Genomic DNA, 17,088 nt, shown 5'->3' on the forward strand with positions numbered 1-17,088 from the left:
AGTTGAGCCGCGCAGCAACCCATCGATATGCTTCGGTTAACCGAGAGAACCGAAGAGTTCCAACCGGAGGAGTTTCAAACCGAGCCGGCACCTCGCTGACAAGGAAACAGGATTTGCATAGCGCGCCTCCTTTGAACTCGGCCGTCACGGCCGCCCGGGTCAAGCCCATACGCGTGATCCCCTGGGCAACGTGGCTGCATCGAGTTTTCGTCGTACTGATGTATGCGTTCATGCTCTGCCCCATCGTGCTGGTGGTCTGGCTGAGCTTCTTCAAGGACGCCATTCTCTACTTCCCCCCGTCCGGCTACACGCTGTCCTGGTACGTCAAGGCGTGGGAAAACCCCGCGTTCGCCAACGGCTTCCTGTTCAGCCTGCAAGTGTCGCTGGTGGCCGCCGCCATCGGCGTGGTGATGGGCGTGCTGGCCGCCGTCGGCATCGCACGCTACCGCTTTCAGGGCAGCAAGGGCATCAACACCTTGCTACTGTCGCCGCTGCTGATACCCGGCATCGTGGCGGGCGTGGGCATCTACCTGTTCTATCTGCGTGCCGAGGAAATGCTGGACCAGGACATCATCGGCACCTTCGGCGGCCTGGTCATCGCGCACGTCTGCCTGACGATTCCGTGGACGGTGCGCCTGGTCACCGCCGGCATGGCGGGGCTGGATGGCTCCATCGAGGAAGCGGCGCGCAACCTGGGCGCCAGCGCGCCCAGGGCCTTCATGCGCGTGACCCTGCCGATGCTGCGCCCGTCCATCGTGGCGGCGGCGCTATTCAGCTTCGTGGTGTCGTTCGAAAACCTGGAGCTGTCTCTGTCGCTGGTCGGCCCGGGGCGCACCACGTTGCCGATCGCCATCATGCAGTACCTGGAATTCAATCTGGACCCGACCATCGCTTCGGTGGCCTCGGTGCAAATCCTGCTGTTGGGCATCATCATGCTTGTGACCGACCGCTATGTGAAACTCAGTCAGGTGGTGTAAGAAATGGCGAAGGTCTCAATCGAGAATATCCGCAAGCAGTTCGGCGCGGCGGTGGCGGTGTCCGACTTTTCCCTGGAGATCGCCGAAGGCGAACTCGTCACGTTCCTGGGCCCAAGCGGCTGCGGCAAAACCACCACGCTGCGCATGATTGCCGGCTTCATCACGCCCACGGCCGGGCGCATCCGCATCGGCGATACCGACGTCACGCGCTTGCCCGTGCATAAGCGCGACACCGGCATGGTGTTCCAGCGCTATGCGCTGTTTCCGCACATGACGGTGGCTGAAAACGTGGCCTTCGGGCTGGAGATGCACAAGGTGCCCAAGGCCGAGCGCGACGCCAAGATCCGCCGCGTGCTGGACATGGTGCGCATGACGGAATTGCGCGACCGCTATCCGCGCCAGCTATCGGGCGGACAGCAGCAGCGCGTGGCGATCGCCCGCGCGCTGGCCATCGAGCCCAAGGTGTTTCTCCTGGACGAGCCGCTGTCCAACCTGGACGCCAAGCTGCGGCTGGAAGTGCGCGAGGAAATCCGGTCGTTGCAGCAGCGCCTGGGCCTGACCACGGTGTTCGTCACGCACGACCAGGAAGAGGCGCTGGCCATTGCCGACCGCATGGCGATCATGCATGACGGCATCGTGCAGCAGGTGGGCGCGCCCGCCACGCTGTACGAGCGCCCGGCGAATCTTTTCGTGGCCGACTTCCTGGGCAAGATGAATGTGTTCACCGGACGCGGCCAGGCTGATAACCAGTTCCATACCGATGCCGGCCAGCGCATCGCCACGCCGGGCGGCGCCGGCGCCACGCATGTGGGTGTGCGGCCTGAACGCGTTCGGCTGGCCGAGCAGCCCTTGGGCGGCAATGCGTTGGCGGGCGTGGTGGAGTCTTCGTTGTATCTGGGGTCGGTGCTGGAAGTGCGCGTGCAGCTGGAAGGCGGCAACCGCATGATCAGCCAGATCGCCAATGGTGGCGCGGGCCGCGCGCAACCGGCCACCGGCTCGCGCGTGTACGCGTGCTTCGAGCCGGAAGACTGCGTGGCCTTCACGCAATAGGAGCCGCCATGACGACCGCAACCGTAGACGGGCGGCCCAGCCGCTGGCTGGGGCCCGGGCTGGCCTTTCCCGCATCGCTGGTGGTGCTGGTGATCATCCTGGTGCCCATCCTGCAACTGGCCCGCTACAGCTTCAACCATTTCGATCCGGCGGAGCTGATGCAAACCGCCTTCACCTTCGAGAACTACGCCAAGTTCTTTGGCGACCCTTACTACCGCGACATCTTCTTCACCACCCTTGGGGTGGCGGCGCTTTGCACGGTGCTGGCCTTGGTGCTGGGTTTTCCGGTGGCGTATTTTCTGGCGCGCACGCAAAGCCGATACAAAAGCCTGTTCGTGATCCTGCTGGTGTTCCCGCTGATGGTGGGCAACGTGGTGCGCGCCGCCGGCTGGATGGTGGCGCTGGGCAACGCCGGCGTGGTCAACGCGGTGTTGCAGGGGCTGGGCGTGATCGACAAGCCCATCACGCTGATGTACACGCCCACGGCGGTGGTCATCGGCACCACGGCCGTTGTCATGCCGTACCTGATCCTGACCTTGCAAAGCGTGCTGGAAGGCATGGACCTGTCGGTGGAAGAGGCGGCGCGCAATGTCGGCGCCAGCTTCTTCACGACGTTCCGCCGCATCGTGTTGCCGATTGCCGCGCCAGGCGTGGCGGCGGGCACGATGCTGGTCTTCATTCTTTGCATGAACGCCTACGCCACGCCGGTGCTGCTGGGCGGCTCAGGCCTGACGATGATGGCGCCCGCGCTGTACGACCAGATCACCCGCGCATCGAACTGGCCGTTCGGCGCCGCGCTGGCCGTCATCCTGGTCTGCGGCACGCTGGTCATCGCACTGATTTCGAACTGGCTGATCCATCGGCGCTACATCAAGACCATGGCGTCTTGAGCCCGAGTCACAACAAGGAAATTTCATGGCATCCGTATTGTTCAAGAACGCGAACCTGCTTGATCCCTTGCAGGCCGAATTGCTGGAGGGCCACCATGTGCTGGTCGAGGACGGCGTCATCAAGGAAGTGTCGGACAAGCCCATCAGCAGCGCCTCGGCGCAGGTGATCGATGCTGCCGGCCGCACGCTGATGCCTGGCCTGATCGACCTGCACGTGCACGTGCTGGCCACGCAGTTGAACCTGAGCACGCAGGGCGTGCTGCCCGATGCGCTGGTGATGATGCGCGCGGTGCCGATCATGGCGGCGATGCTGCGCCGCGGCTTCACCACGGTGCGCGATGCGGGAGGCGCGGGCTGGGGCCTGAAGTGCGCCGTCAACGAAGGCACGGTCAAGGGGCCGCGCCTGTTCATCTCGGGTCGCGCGATCAGCCAGACGGGGGGGCACGGCGATCCGCGCCCGCGTTCGGACCATCTGCGCCCCATGAGCTTTTGCGGCTGCTGCTTTCGCGCGGGCGACATCGGCCGCGTGGCCGACGGCATCGACGACGTGCGCAAGGCGGTGCGTCAGGAGCTCCAGATGGGCGCCGACCAGATCAAGATGATGGCCTCGGGCGGCGTCGCGTCGCCCACCGATCCCATCGCGTCCTTCGGTTATTCGGAAGAAGAAATCCGCGTCATCGTCGACGAAGCCGCCAGCCGCCAGACCTACGTGATGGCGCATTCCTACACCGCCGATGCCATCGAACGCGCCGTCCGCAACGGCGTGCGCACTATCGAGCACGGCAACCTGGTGGATGAGCGCGTAGCGCGCTTCATGGCCGAGAAGGGCGCCTTCGTGGTGCCCACGCTGGTGACCTACGAAGCGCTGGCCAACGAAGGCGCCGACTATGGCCTGCCGGCGGATTCGGTCGCCAAGATCGCCACGGTGCGCACCGCCGGCCTGCACTCGCTGGAAATCTACAAGAAGGCGGGCGTGAAGATCGGCTACGGCTCGGATCTGCTGGGGCCGTCGCAACGCCTGCAAAGCGATGAATTCCGTATCCGCAACGAAGTGCTTTCCACGCAGGAAGTGATCCAGTGCGCCACCACCACGGCGGCCGAGGTGCTGAACCAGGTAGGTCAGCTTGGCCGTATCCAGCCGGGCGCGCTGGCGGATGTGCTGCTGGTGGACGGCAACCCGTATCGGGACTTGTCTTGCCTGTTGGGGCAGGGCGAGCACATTGCGCTCATCATGAAGGGCGGCGAAATCGAACATAACGGACTGGGGGTGTAAGCGCCATGAGCGATCCCACGTTTTCGCAATCGGAAGTCGGCGAAGAGTCCCGCGACGTCAACGCGGCCAAGGGCTGGCATCCGCCTTCCGCCCCGGTGTCGCGCGACCGTGGCCTGGGGCCGTTTCCCCGGCTGATTCTGCGCGGCGCAACGATCATCGACGGCACCGGCGCGCCGCCGTGGGGGCCGGTCGACATCGTGATCGAGAACGACCGCATCACCGCGCTGGTCAACGTGGGCACGCCGCACAAGGCCATCGACCCCAAGCGTCGCCCCGGGCCGGGCGACCACGAAATCGATTGCCACGGCAAGTTCGTCACGCCCGGCTTTGTGGATGCGCACGCGCACATCGGCACGCCGTATCACGCCATGAGCGGCATCGTTCCGCCCGCTGACTACATCTACAAACTGTGGCTGGCGCACGGGGTGACCACGGTGCGCGAAATGGGTGCGATGGGCGGGCTGGGCTGGACGATGGAGCAGCGTGAGCTGTCCGCCGCCAACAAGATCGCCGCGCCGCGCATGGTCGTGCACAGCGTGTTTCCCGCCGTGAACGACCGCGTCAAGACCATTCACACGCCCGACCAGGGCCGCGAATGGGTGCGCAAGCTGGCGGCGCGCGGGGCGGACGGCATCAAGTTCTTCGGCGCGCCGCCCGCCATCATGGAAGCGGCGCTGGATGAAGCCGCGCAACTGGGGCTGCGTTCCGGTTGCCACCACGCGCAGATGGCCGTCACCCGTGTAAACGCGTTGAAGTCCGCGCGCTGGGGGCTGACCAGTTCCGAACACTATTACGGCCTGCCCGAAGCGCTGTTCGAAGACCGCGTGGTGCAGTCGTTTCCCACCGACTACAACTACAGCGACGAGTACTACCGCTTTGCCGTCGCCGGCCAGACCTTCATGCAGGCCGCGCAGCCGGGATCGGCCAAGTGGCGCCAGGTGATGGACCAGTTCCTGGAGCTGGGCCACACCTTCGTGCCCACCTTCAACATCTACGACGCCAACCGCGACCTGATGCGCGCGCGCCGCGCGGACTGGCACGACGACTACACCTGGAAGGCCGTGTGGAAGTACTTCCAGCCGCAGCGCGGCGGGCACGGCGCCTACTGGTATCGCTGGAGCACCACCAACGAAATCGAATGGAAGCAAAACTACCGGCTGTGGATGCAGTTCATCAACGAATACAAGAACCTGGGCGGGCGCGTGTGCGCGGGCAGCGATTCCGGCTTCATCTTCCAGATCTACGGCTTTGGTTTCGTGCGTGAACTGGAACTGCTTCAGGAAGCCGGCTTTCATCCCATTGAAGTGCTGCGCGCCGCTACCTCGCAAAGCGCCGCATTGCTGGGCATCGATGACGACACCGGCTCGATCGATGTGCAAAAGCGCGCCGACCTGCTGATCCACGACCAGAACCCGCTGACCGATTTCAAGCTGCTGTTCGGCACCGGCGCCATGCGCCTGAACGACGAGACGGCCAAGGTGCAATGGCAACGCTGCCTGCGCACCACCATCAAGTCCGGCGTGGTGTACGACACCGCCGAACTGCTGGCCGACGTGCGCAAGATGGTCAAGGACAGTTGGGCGGAAGACGCGGATGGCGAACGCCCGCCGTTTGGCGGCGCGCCGTCGGGTTCGCCGTGCGACAGCCCGGACGAGGCGGGCTGACATGGCCGTTGACCTGTTCCTGTTGTGCGGTTTCCTGGGCAGCGGCAAGACCACGCTGCTAGTGGATTACCTGCGCGATCCGGCATCCCGCGACACCGGCGTGATCGTCAACGAGGCAGGCGAAATCGGTGTGGACGGCGCCATCGTTGCAAACGACAGCGACAACGTGCCGATGACGCTGATGGCCAATGGCTGCGTGTGTTGCTCGTTGCGCAGCGACTTGGTCTACACCTTGTCGGCGTTGCTGGATGCGCCGCGTCCGCACGGTGAAGGCCCGTTGCAACGCGTGATCCTGGAATGCAGCGGGCTGTCGCGGCCCGGCCCGATCATTGCGTCGCTGGCCGACCCGGAACTGGCCAGCCGGGGTTTGAGGCTGACGGTGGTGTGCACCGACGATTGCGCGCGCGACCCTGACGCGTTGGCGGAGATGGACGAGGCCATGGCGCAGTTTGGCGCCGCGCACCGCATCGTGCTGACCAAGACCGATCTGCTGCCGGCATCCGAGCTTGCCGGCCGCGCCGCGCGTGCCGCCGCGCTGAATCCGCTGGCCGACGTCATTGCCCAACCGGACCGCCGGCGCGCCGTGCAGGCCGCGTTCGCGCCGTCGCAAGGAGTGGCCGACTTGGCCGGGCTGGCCGCGCGCATGCTGATGGCTGGCGGCGCCGGTGCCAGCGCCGCGCACCCGCGCATCCGCGTGATGGCGGCGCGTGCCCGAGACGGCATCAGCTGGACCGATTTTTCTGAATGGCTGGATAACCTGGCCGGCTTGTGCGGTGAACGGCTGTTGCGGCTCAAGGCCATCGTGCGCGTGACGGAATGCGCCGAGCCCATCCTGATCCAGTCGGTAGGCACGACCTTCAGTGCACCGCAGCGCTTGACGCGCCTGCCCGATGCCCGCGACGCCATCATTGTGATCGCCCGCGACATCGACGCGAACGACATTCGCGCCCTGGCGCCGGACGCGCCGGTCGAGATGCTGGCCTGAATGTTCTGATAACCCCAAGGCGCACGGGCGGGCACAGCCGCTTGCGCGCCACCGTAGCAAGTCGTCAGTTCCCCTTCGATACGAGGTTGTTATGCAAGAGAAAAACCTGACTCGCCGTGGCTTCATCAAGACCGCCTCCGGCCTGGCCCTGGCCCCCGCGTTGGGCTGGGTGCCCGGCATGGCGCACGCCGCCGAAAAAGACCTGGTCGTGGGCACGTGGGGCGGCGACTACCAAAACCTGTTGCAGCAGATCATCAACCCCATCGTCGACAAGCAAGGCGTGAAGGTGGTGTACGACACCGGCAACGCCGTGGGCCGCGTGACCAAGCTGCGCGCGGAAAAGAACTCGCGGCGCGGCAGCATGGACGTGGCCCTGCTGGGCGAAGTCGATATGTATGACGCCGAACGTTCCGGCACGCTGGAGCCCATCGACGTCAAGAAGCTGCCAAACCTGGCGCACGCCATTGCCGCGCTGAAAACGCCGTATTCGATTCCGCACATCTTCAGCGCGATGACGCTGGTGTACAACACCGAGAAATTCCCGACGCCGCCGGATTCCTTGCAAGTGCTGCTGGACCCGAAGTGGAAAGGGCAGGTGGGCTTCTCGGACATCCTGTACCTGTACAACGCGGTCTTCGTCGGCCTGGGCGCGGGTGGCGACACCAAGACGTTTGACGGCGGCAAGCGCTTCCTGGCCAAGCTCAAGCCCAATGCGCCGCGCATCTATCCGTCCAACGAGGCGGTGGCGTCCGCGTTCAAGTCCGGCGAAATCGCCATCGCATGCATGTGGAAGGCGCGCGCATTGCAGTGGAAGGACAGCGGCCTGCCGCTGGGTTTCGTGATCCCGAAGGAAGGCTCGGTGCCGGTGTCGTTTGAAGCGGGCGTGGCCAAGAACAGCCGCAACAAGGACGCGGCCTGGGAATACCTGAACGCCATGCTGGACCCACAAGGCCAGATCGGTTTCGCCGAAAAAATGGGTTACGCGCCTACGGTGACCAACGCGACGCTGCCGGAAAACCTGAAGCGCGTCGGGTTCACCGATGCCGAGGTGAAGCTGCTGCACGCGTACGACCTGAAGGGGCTGACCGAGCGCAAGGCCGACATCCTGGAATTCTGGAACAAGGAATTCAAGGCCGGTTGATGGGGTGGATGATTTGACGGCCGGGCCGGGCACCCGCCTCGCCCGTCGCCCCGCCCGCCGCACTCATCCCCGCCGCGCCGCTTCGATCCGCGCGACGTCGATCTTGCTCATCGTCATCATCGCCTCGAATACGCGCTTGGCGGCGGCGCGGTCCGGGCCCGTGTAGGCCTCGGTCAATACCCGCGGCGTGATCTGCCAGGACAAGCCCCACTTGTCCTTGCACCAGCCGCACTCGCTTTCCCGCCCGCCGTTGCCGACGATGGCATTCCAATAGCGGTCGGTTTCTTCCTGGTCGTCGGTCGCCACCTGAAACGAAAACGACTCGTTGTGCTGAAACGCCGGCCCGCCATTCAGGCCCAGGCACGGGATGCCCATCACGGTGAACTGCACAGTCAGCACTTCGCCTTCCTTGCCCGACGGGTAATCGGACGGCGCATGATGCACCGCGTCGACCGAACTATCGGGAAACGTCCGCGCATAGAACCGCGCCGCCTCCAGCGCGGCGCCGTCGAACCAAAGGCAAATGGTGTTCTTGGGAATCATCGGGGGTCTCCTGGTGGGATGAGAACCCGTTGACGCCTGGCGTCCGAACAACCGGCGCGCATCGCGTGCAGGGTCTCGTGATGTCGAGAATACTCGGTTGCAGGGCAGGATTGGCGGTCGCTAAATCCCGTTTCAACTGTCAGATTCACGGGGCGATTCAAGCCAGATTTTTGCGTATCTCAATTGAGATACATAATGGCCGCTTCTTTACCGGAGACTCGCCATGGCACCGACGTCCATGCTGCATGTTCGTGTAGACGAAGAGCTCAAGGCCGAAGCGGCGAAAAAACTCGCCAATGTCGGGTTGACGATCTCGGATGCGGTGCGCATCCTGCTGACCAGGGTGGCAAAAGAGGGCGGTTTGCCTGCCGGGCTGGCGGTTGATGCCAAGAGCTACGATGCGTGGTTTCGCGCAAAGGTCCAGGAGGCACTCGTCGATACGCGTCCAGCGGTTTCCCACCAGGAGGTGATGGCCGAGGCGCGTGCCTTGATCGGCAAAAAGAAGCATCGTGCCGGTTCTTGAATGGCGCCAGACGGCTCGCGAAGACCTGCTGGCGATTGTTGAATACATTTCGGACGACAGCCCGGCGGCTGCGCTTCGCTTGCTTGATGAGATTGAGCAGTAGGTGGCCAAATTGCGCCGGCGTCCACGGCTTTATCGCGCGGGGCGGGTCGCTGGAACCAGGGAGATGGTGGTGAAGCCCAACTACCTGGTGGTTTACGCGGAGTCCTCACGCGCTGTGACAATTTTGCGCGTCCTGCACGCCGCACAGCGGTGGCCGCTGGATCGCGCCTGACATCGCTGCGTCGCGCTATTCGCGACCGCCCCCCAAAACTTCATCGCATTGATTCTGAAATGTTATATCATTCGTCCGCCGTTTGTAATGATATAACATCCGAGAGAACGTAGATGAAAGGCAAGAAGCTGGGGTTCAAGAAGGTAAGCCAGGTGGCAGCAGAGGCGCGCGCGCCGCGTCGGGGAAGCCTGAAACCGTTGGTGTGTTCGTTGATGCTGATCGCGCCGGTGGCGCAGGCCGAGAGCGATGCGGACGTCAGCCGCGCCAAGACGTTGGCGCCCATTACCGTGTCGGCCAATCCGCTGGGTCTGGACCTGAACAGCACCACGCTGCCGGCGTCCGTGCTGGAAGGCGATGCGTTGATTGAACAGCGCACCGGTACGTTGGGCGAAACGCTGAAGAACCTGCCCGGCGTGAACAGCGATACGTTTGGCGGCGGCGCCAGCCGTCCCGTGATTCGGGGCCAGACCGCGCCGCGCGTGAAGGTGTTGTCCGATGGATCCGAAGTGATGGACGCGTCCAGCATTTCGCCGGATCACGCCGTTACCGTGGAACCGCTGCTGGCCGAGCGCATTGAAGTGCTGCGCGGGCCGGCCACGTTGCTGTACGGTGGCGGTGCGATCGGCGGCGTGGTCAACGTGGTGGACAAGAAAGTGCCGACGGCCGTGCCGGAAAAAGGCATCGAAGCCGAAGCCGAGCTGCGCGGCGCGACAGGCACGAAAGAACGTTCGGGCGCCGTCGGCATCACCGCGGGCGAGGGCCAGTTTGCCGTGCGCGTGGAAGGCATGAAGCGCCGCACCAGCGATTACGACGTGCCCGACTGGCCGGGCGGCAAGCTGGAAGGCTCGTACAGCGAATCCGCGCAAGGCTCCGTCGGCATGTCGTGGATTACGCCGCGCGGCTATGTCGGCCTGGCGTTCACGCATCTGGAAAGCAAGTACGGCCTGCCTGGCCACAACCATGAATACGAAGGCTGCCACCCGCACGGCACGCATCTGCATTGCGGCGGCCACGACGATCATGACCACGAAGAAGAAGGCCACGATCACGATCATGATCACGAACATGGCGGCGTGCCGTACGTGAAGCTGCGCAGCAACCGCCTGGACCTGCGCGCCGAATATCAGGACCCCTTCGCCGGCTTCGAGAAAATCCGTGTGCGCGGTGGCTTGACGGACTATCAGCACGACGAGATCGAAGGCGGCGAAGTCGGCACGCGTTTCAAGAACAAGGGCTATGACCTGCGCGTGGAATTGCAGCACAAGCCCATCGCCGGCTGGCGCGGCGTGATCGGCATGCAAAACGCCTATAGCGACTTCAGCGCCGAGGGCGAAGAAGCCTTCCTGCCGCGCAGTCGCACCCGGTCCAACGGCTTGTTCGTGCTTGAGGAATACCAGCTGAACGATTGGCGCTTTGAAGTGGGCGCGCGGCAGGACTGGCAACGCATCTCGCCCGAAGGCGGCGCGTCGCGCAGCAGCCTGTCCGGCACGTCCTTGTCGGCCGCCGCCATCTGGGATTTTGCGCCGCAGTATTCCGTGGCACTGTCCTTGTCGCGCTCGCAACGCTTGCCCAACGCCCAAGAGCTGTACGCCGATGGCGTTCACCTTGCCACCAATACGTATGAACTGGGCAACGCGGACCTGGGCCGCGAAACGTCGCACAACATCGACCTGACCTTGCGCAAGCATGCCGGCGACACCACGTTTTCCGCCAGCGTGTTCCACAACCGCGTCAAGAACTACATCTATGCCAACACGCTGGACCGCTACGAAGACTTTCGCCTGATCGAGTACACGCAACGCGATGCGGAATTCACCGGCGTGGAAGGCGAGCTGCGGCACCAGTTCACGCCCGTGTTCTCGGCCGCCGTGTTCGGCGACTACGTGCGTGGCAAGCTGACGGGCGGCGACGGCAACCTGCCTCGCATTCCGGCGGCGCGCGCCGGCGTGCGCGGCAACGTGAAGTGGGATCAGTGGTCGGGCGGCGTGGAATACGCACGCGTGTTCTCGCAGAAGGACATTGCGTCGTACGAAGACAGCACGCCGGGCTACAACATGGTGAACGCGGTAGTGGCCTATCGTGGCCGCTATGGCGACACCGGCTACGAAGTGTATGTACGCGGCACCAACCTGTTGAACAAGCTGGCCTACAACCACGCCTCGTTCATTTCTTCGGTAGCGCCGCTGCCGGGCCGCAGCGTGATGCTGGGCGTGCGCATGACGTATTGATGCACTGCGTCACAACACACGCGGATCGCGCGCATCGCCTGGCGTGATCCCCGTGTGCAAATCGATTGCACGAAACCGGCTGGCGGTGTGCTAAGTTGCCGGAATTCCCGCCCGGAATCCCAAAGACCCGCCATGCTGAAATTCGCCGCCAACCTATCGATGATGTATCAGGAATATCCATTCCTGGACCGTTATGCCGCCGCCGCGTCGGATGGATTCACGGGCGTCGAATGCATGTTTCCGTACGCCGAACCCGCCGCCTTCGTGCGCGAACGGATGGACGCGGTGGGCGTGTCGCAAGTGCTGTTCAATGCACCGCCGGGCGTGACCGCGCGCGGTGAACGCGGCCTGGCGGCGTTGCCGGGCCGGCAGGCGGAATTCCAGGCGGGAATCGAACAGGCCTTGTCGTATGCGACGACGCTGTCTTGTTCGAACGTGCACGTCATGGCCGGTCTGGCGCCTGACGGCGTGGCGCGCGAATCGCTATTGGATTGCTACCGCGAGAATCTGGATTGGGCGGCGCGCCAAGCGCGATCGGCGGGCGTCACGTTGCTGATCGAACCCATCAACACACGCGACATCCCGGGCTACATCCTGAACCGTCAGGACGAGGCCCACGCCATCGTGCAAGCCGTGAACGCCCCGAACCTGAAGGTGCAGATGGACCTGTACCACTGCCAGATCGTCGAAGGCGACGTCACCACCAAACTGCACGAATATCTGCCGACCGGCCGCGTGGGCCACGTGCAGATCGCCGGCGTGCCGCACCGCCACGAACCGGATCGCGGCGAACTCGATTACGGCTGGGTTTTCAACGTGCTGCGCGAACTGCGCTACAGCGGCTGGATCGGCTGCGAGTACCGGCCGGCGGGGCATACGTCGGCAGGCTTGCGTTGGTTGAACGCGGCGCGCGGCTGATCGCCGCGCAGCCCCCGTCCCTTTCTTTTGCGCCTCATTTCACCTTGAATGGCCCCCCGAAACCTCGGGCTTGCAGTCGTGAAAAAAATAGTTAATATGTTAATTAAAATAAACGCGAACCAAGGTCGAGGAGGCCGGGACATGACGACAAGTATCTTGCCGCGCACGTGGCGGGCCGTGGCGTTTACCAGCGCCGCTGCATGGTTCAGCCTTGCATGCACCGCCGCCTTGGCGGGCGAATTCCCCGATCATCCCATCCGTTGGCTGGTGCCGTTCAGTGCGGGCGGTGGCAGCGATATCGCCACGCGCATCGTTGCCAGGCATGTGGGCGAATCGCTGGGGCAGACGGTCGTGGTCGAGAACCGGCCGGGTGCCGCCACCATTGTCGCTGCGCAAGAGACCGCGCGCGCCGCGCCCGACGGCTACACCTTGATGACCGCGGGCATGAGCACGCTGGCCTTGAACCCCTGGCTATACAAAAACCTGCCCTACGATCCCGCCCGCAACCTGACGCCGGTGTCCACGTTGGTGTCCCTGCCCATTGTGCTGGTCACATCGCCCGCGTCCGACCTGTCCGACATGCCCGCCGTCATGCGCTACCTGCGCAGCGACAAGCCGGGCAGCTATGCGTCGTTGGGCGTCGGCAGCCCGCATCACCTGGCCATGGAGTTGTTCCTGGAATCCATCGGTGGGCGCGCCACCGCAATCCCGTACAAGGGCACGCCACCCGCTTTGCAGGATGTTGCGTCGGGCGTGGTGCCGATGATGATGGCCGACCTGGCCGCCGCGCGGCCGTTGATCCAGGCCGGCAAGCTGCGCGCCATCGCGGTGCCGGCCGCGCAGCGGTCAGCCCAGTTACCCGACGTGCCGACTTTTGCGGAAGTGGGCGGGCACACGTTCGAGGCGGCAGCCTGGCAAGGCGTGGTGGCGCCGGCCGGCACGCCCGCGCCCATCGTCGATAAGCTCAGCCAGGCCATCGTCGCCGCGTTGAAGTCGCCAGACGTGGTCAAACAGTTGACGCTGCAAGGCATGGAACCCACGGGCAGCACGCCGCACGCCTTTGCCGACTATGCGCGCGCGGAAAACGAACGCTGGGGCGCGGTGATCCGGCACAAGGGAATTTCGGCCGACTAGCGCGGAATCAGTCGCGCCCGGGGCGCTTAGTCGCGCACCGCAGCGCGGCGCTTCTTGCCGCGCTGCGCCGTGGCCGCGCAACCCGCCGACGCGATGACGATGCCGGCAATTGCCAGCCATTGGGTCTGCGACAAATGTTCGTTCAGCACGATCACGCCGGCCAACGCGCCCATGGCGGGTTCCATGCTGAGCAGCACGCCAAACGTCTTTTGCGGCAGGCGCCGCAGCGCGATCATTTCCAACGAGTAGGGCAGCGCGCTGGACAAAATGCCCACGCCGATGCCGGCCAGGATCAGCTTGGGGTCCAGCAAGGCCATGCCGGCATGCGCGACGCCCACGGGCAAGGCCACCATCGTGGCCGCCAGCAAGCCCAGCGACGTCGCCTGGCCGCCATGCACGTTGCCGGCCATCTTGCCAAACACGATGTACAGCGCCCAGCACACGGCGGCGGCCAATGCGTAGGCGATGCCGGCAGGGTCCAGATCGTGCAGCGACTGGCCGGTGGGAATCAACAGCACCAGCCCCGCCAGCGCGCATCCGATCCACACAAAATCGATCGCACGCCGCGACATCAGCACGGCCAATGTCAGCGGGCCGGTGAATTCGATGGCAATGGCGATGCCCAGCGGCAACGTGCGTAGCGCCATGTAGAACAGCAGGTTCATGCAGGCCAGCGTCACGCCATACAGCGCGATCTTGGCGGCGTTTTGCCGGGTCAGCGCAAAGCGCCACGGGCGCCAGAACGCAATCAGGATGATGGCGCCGATAACGATGCGATAGGCGGTCGTGCCCTGCGCACCCACTTCGGGAAACAGGGACTTGGCGAACGACGTGCCGATGCACAGCGACGCCATCGCGCCGATCAGCGACAGGGTGGGAAGCAGGGTCGAGCCCGAGGCGTTGTGCCCGGTGTTCAAGGTGGCGGCGGTCATGGGTGCTAGGTAACGCTCAATGCAGGAACGCGCGGAGGCGCAACGAAAAACGAAGGTTCAAGGCGCCAGCGTGGCGGCCGTGGAGTAAAGCACATACAGCGCCAGCCCCAGCATCACGGCGCCCAGCAAGCCTTGCTGCATGCGCAGGAACCACGGGTTGCGCCCGACCCAGCCGCGAATGCGCGACGCGCCATAGGCAAAGCAACTGCCGTAAGGCAGGCTGAGTACTTTCATGGTGATACCCAGCACCAGCATCTGCACCCACACGGGGCCGTTCTCCGGCGAGGTGAACTGTGGCAGGAAGGCGATCATGAACAGCAGCACCTTCGGGTTCAGCAGATTGGTCATGAAGCCCTGCCAGAACGCATCGCGCGCATCGCCCGGCCGCGCCGACAAGGACACGTCGGCGGCCTGCGCGCAGCGGACCATTGCCTTGATGCCCAGATAGCCCAGGTACAGACCGCCCGCCGCCTTGATGGCCACGAACACTGTCGGAAACGCTTGCAGCACCGACGCCAGGCCCAGCACCACGGCGGGAACCTGGATGAAGCCGGCCGCCACGTTTCCCAGCACGCTATGGAAAGCCGGGCGAAACCCCTGCGTCATGCCGCGCGACAGCGTCAACGCCATGTCCGGGCCGGGCGTGAGTTTAAGCGCCGCGTCGGCGGCAAGAAAAAGCAGAAAAAGCTGGAGCGACGGCATTGCGACGGCGGCTGGTTGGCATGCCCCACGGCGGGGCGCCCGGGCGGAGGGCTCTCAGTGTACGCACGCCCGCTGATTTTTTCCTGCGTCCGGCGGCTGCCAAATGAAGTTTCCCGTCGAATTGGGGCCGGACCTGTTCGCGCCCGGGATTAGAATCTCTCGCAAGCCCCGACTTAACCCGAACCTGGCCGCTGTGCGGTCGCCGACCGGTCGCCATCCGCCCCGCCAGCCCAAGCCGCCCCCCGCGTTCCGACCACCCCCGCGTTCCGAGACCCTCATGGAACTAGACGATTTTGATCTCCAGATCCTGCAAAGCTTGCAGGAGGACAACCAGCGCACCAGTCAGGACGTTGCCGAACGCGTGAACCTGTCGCCCGTGTCGTGCCTGCGCCGCATGAAGCGGCTGCGCGAATCGAAAGTGGTGACGGCCGACGTCTCCGTGGTGGACCCGGCCGCGGTGGGGCGCGCCATCATGATGGTGGTGCTGGTGTCGCTGGAAAGCGAGCGTGCCGACAAGCTGGACCTGTTCAAGCGCGCCATGCAGGGCGCGCCCGAGGTTATGCAATGCCTGGCGGTAACGGGCGAAGTCGACTTCGTGCTGACCTTGACCATGACGGACATGGCGGAATACGACGCCTTCGCCCAGCGTCAGCTCTGGGGCAACCCCAACGTGAAGCGCTTTTCCACCCTGGTGGTGATGAACCAGGTGAAGAACACGTTGACGGTGCCGCTGGCTACATCGGCTTGAGGCCCAGCGTCTGGATCATCTGGCGGTACTTGGCGACCTGCGCGCTGGCGTAGGCATCGGCGTCGGGCTGGCTCATCGGCGCCAGTAAGCGGCGCCCCTCGGCTTCCATCCGGGCGCGCAGGTCGGGCTGTTCCAGCGCATAGCCCACGGCACGGCGCAGGGTGTCCACTTCGGCGGCGGGCGTGTCCTGACGCACGTAGTAACCGCCCGCGATCGTGTAGACGAAGTCGGGGATGGTCTTGCTTTGCGATATCAGCGGCAGCTTGGCCAGCGGAGCGGGCAGCGTGTCCGAAAAGCTGGTCAGGATCTTCAACTGCTGTTGCGCGGCCATGCCCTCCATTGCTTGCTGGTAGGGCAGTACCGCGAAATCAACCTGGCGTCCGATCAGGTCTTGCAGCGCGGGCGCTGCGCCGCGATAGGGCACGTGCAGGAATTCCGCGCCCACGCGCCGGCCCAGGTATTCCGTCATGATGTGGTACAGCGAGCCGACGCCCACGCTGCCGAAGGTCAGCGGGCTGGCGCCCGGCCGCTTGGCGTAGGCGATGAATTCATCCACGGTATTGACCGGCAGGTCCGCGCGCGCGAGCAGCACGATGGTGGCTTCGCTGATGGGCTGCGTCAGCCGGAAGTCTTCGGGCTTGTAATGCGCGGCGGCGTTCAGGAACGGGCTGAGGATGACCTCGTTGGGCGACCCGTGCAAAAACGTGTAGCCGTCCGGCGCGCTGGTCAACACGCGGCGCGCGCCCAGCATGCCCGCACCGCCGCCCACGTTTTCCACCACCACCTGTTGCCCGAGTGCGTGGGCGATATGTACGCCAAACTGGCGCGCCGACGCATCGCTGGCGCCGCCTGCCGGATACGGCACCACCAGGCTCAACGGCTTCTTGGCCGGGTAGTCCGCGTGGGCCAGCGGCGTCATGGCACAAGCGGCAAGGCAAACGGCGGCCATCCGGGCCGGTAGATTCCAACGCATGCTGCTTCTCCCTTGTCATTTCTGTTGGCGCGCAGCCGGTTGTCCGGTCTGCCGTATGCAGTCTAGGCAGCGGCGATTGTTCGCATCAATGACGGGCGGAAGGTCGGATCATTGTGATTTCTGCATCGATGGA

16 protein-coding genes and 1 pseudogene are annotated in these 17,088 nt (G+C 64.7%); 13 read left to right on the forward strand and 4 right to left on the reverse strand.

Annotated elements, in window-relative coordinates; genetic code table 11:
* Window positions 1–113: 113 nt before the first annotated feature.
* The 7 genes from V6F88_RS12565 (at window position 114) to V6F88_RS12595 (ending at window position 7,980) form a co-directional block, all read left to right on the forward strand.
* A complete protein-coding gene (locus V6F88_RS12565; protein ID WP_332609852.1) occupies window positions 114–977 on the forward strand; it encodes an ABC transporter permease in 864 nt (287 codons plus the stop codon).
* Window positions 978–980: 3 nt separating this feature from the next.
* Window positions 981–2,027, forward strand: a complete 1,047-nt coding sequence (locus V6F88_RS12570) for an ABC transporter ATP-binding protein (RefSeq protein ID WP_332609853.1) — start codon at window positions 981–983, stop codon at window positions 2,025–2,027.
* 8 nt (window positions 2,028–2,035) lie between these two features.
* Window positions 2,036–2,917 carry an ABC transporter permease gene (locus V6F88_RS12575; protein ID WP_332609854.1) on the forward strand — a complete coding sequence of 294 codons (882 nt, stop codon included), beginning with the start codon at window positions 2,036–2,038 and terminating at the stop codon, window positions 2,915–2,917.
* Between the two features lie 25 nt (window positions 2,918–2,942).
* Window positions 2,943–4,190 carry a metal-dependent hydrolase family protein gene (locus V6F88_RS12580; protein WP_332609855.1) on the forward strand — a complete coding sequence of 416 codons (1,248 nt, stop codon included), beginning with the start codon at window positions 2,943–2,945 and terminating at the stop codon, window positions 4,188–4,190.
* 5 nt (window positions 4,191–4,195) lie between these two features.
* Window positions 4,196–5,854 (forward strand): amidohydrolase family protein, encoded by a 1,659-nt coding sequence (locus V6F88_RS12585; RefSeq protein WP_332609856.1) that lies wholly within the window; start codon window positions 4,196–4,198, stop codon window positions 5,852–5,854.
* A gap of 1 nt (window position 5,855) precedes the next feature.
* On the forward strand, window positions 5,856–6,839 hold the full coding sequence (locus V6F88_RS12590) for a CobW family GTP-binding protein (protein WP_332609857.1): 984 nt from the start codon (window positions 5,856–5,858) through the stop codon (window positions 6,837–6,839).
* 91 nt (window positions 6,840–6,930) lie between these two features.
* Window positions 6,931–7,980, forward strand: a complete 1,050-nt coding sequence (locus tag V6F88_RS12595) for an ABC transporter substrate-binding protein (protein WP_332609858.1) — start codon at window positions 6,931–6,933, stop codon at window positions 7,978–7,980.
* A gap of 63 nt (window positions 7,981–8,043) precedes the next feature.
* Here the strand turns inward: V6F88_RS12595 and V6F88_RS12600 are convergent, their stop codons facing one another.
* Window positions 8,044–8,523 carry a VOC family protein gene (locus V6F88_RS12600; protein ID WP_332609860.1) on the reverse strand — a complete coding sequence of 160 codons (480 nt, stop codon included), beginning with the start codon at window positions 8,521–8,523 and terminating at the stop codon, window positions 8,044–8,046.
* A 223-nt stretch (window positions 8,524–8,746) separates the two neighbouring features.
* Between V6F88_RS12600 and relB the strand changes: the two genes are divergently transcribed.
* The 5 genes and pseudogenes from relB (at window position 8,747) to V6F88_RS12625 (ending at window position 13,600) form a co-directional block, all read left to right on the forward strand.
* Window positions 8,747–9,046: a type II toxin-antitoxin system RelB family antitoxin gene (relB, locus tag V6F88_RS12605; RefSeq protein ID WP_332609862.1), complete on the forward strand. Its 300-nt coding sequence runs from the start codon at window positions 8,747–8,749 to the stop codon at window positions 9,044–9,046.
* Window positions 9,033–9,320 (forward strand): annotated as a pseudogene (locus V6F88_RS12610) (type II toxin-antitoxin system RelE/ParE family toxin). Before relB ends, V6F88_RS12610 begins: the two are co-directional and overlap by 14 nt.
* A 212-nt stretch (window positions 9,321–9,532) precedes the next feature.
* Window positions 9,533–11,548 (forward strand): TonB-dependent receptor domain-containing protein, encoded by a 2,016-nt coding sequence (locus tag V6F88_RS12615; protein ID WP_332610263.1) that lies wholly within the window; start codon window positions 9,533–9,535, stop codon window positions 11,546–11,548.
* Window positions 11,549–11,680: 132 nt separating this feature from the next.
* Window positions 11,681–12,466 carry a 2-oxo-tetronate isomerase gene (gene otnI, locus V6F88_RS12620; RefSeq protein ID WP_332609863.1) on the forward strand — a complete coding sequence of 262 codons (786 nt, stop codon included), beginning with the start codon at window positions 11,681–11,683 and terminating at the stop codon, window positions 12,464–12,466.
* Between the two features lie 141 nt (window positions 12,467–12,607).
* Window positions 12,608–13,600, forward strand: coding sequence for a Bug family tripartite tricarboxylate transporter substrate binding protein (locus V6F88_RS12625; RefSeq protein WP_332609864.1), 993 nt, complete (start codon window positions 12,608–12,610; stop codon window positions 13,598–13,600).
* Between the two features lie 26 nt (window positions 13,601–13,626).
* Here the strand turns inward: V6F88_RS12625 and V6F88_RS12630 are convergent, their stop codons facing one another.
* Window positions 13,627–14,532, reverse strand: coding sequence for a DMT family transporter (locus tag V6F88_RS12630; protein WP_332609865.1), 906 nt, complete (start codon window positions 14,530–14,532; stop codon window positions 13,627–13,629).
* 57 nt (window positions 14,533–14,589) lie between these two features.
* Window positions 14,590–15,234: a LysE family translocator gene (locus tag V6F88_RS12635; protein ID WP_332609867.1), complete on the reverse strand. Its 645-nt coding sequence runs from the start codon at window positions 15,232–15,234 to the stop codon at window positions 14,590–14,592.
* Window positions 15,235–15,511: 277 nt separating this feature from the next.
* Here V6F88_RS12635 and V6F88_RS12640 point away from each other — a divergent pair, with 277 nt between their 5' ends.
* Complete coding sequence (locus V6F88_RS12640; RefSeq protein WP_332609868.1) at window positions 15,512–15,982, forward strand: Lrp/AsnC family transcriptional regulator; 471 nt, start codon at window positions 15,512–15,514, stop codon at window positions 15,980–15,982.
* On the opposite strand, the gene V6F88_RS12645 is transcribed toward V6F88_RS12640, so the two are convergent.
* The gene (locus V6F88_RS12645; protein WP_332609869.1) at window positions 15,969–16,955 is read right to left on the reverse strand and encodes a Bug family tripartite tricarboxylate transporter substrate binding protein; all 987 of its coding nucleotides are present in this window, start codon (window positions 16,953–16,955) and stop codon (window positions 15,969–15,971) included. The two genes, V6F88_RS12640 and V6F88_RS12645, sit on opposite strands and share 14 nt — an antisense overlap.
* Window positions 16,956–17,088 lie beyond the last annotated feature (133 nt).

The sequence above is a fragment of the Achromobacter sp. ESBL13 genome, from assembly GCF_036668755.1.
Lineage (GTDB): Bacteria > Pseudomonadota > Gammaproteobacteria > Burkholderiales > Burkholderiaceae_B > Achromobacter.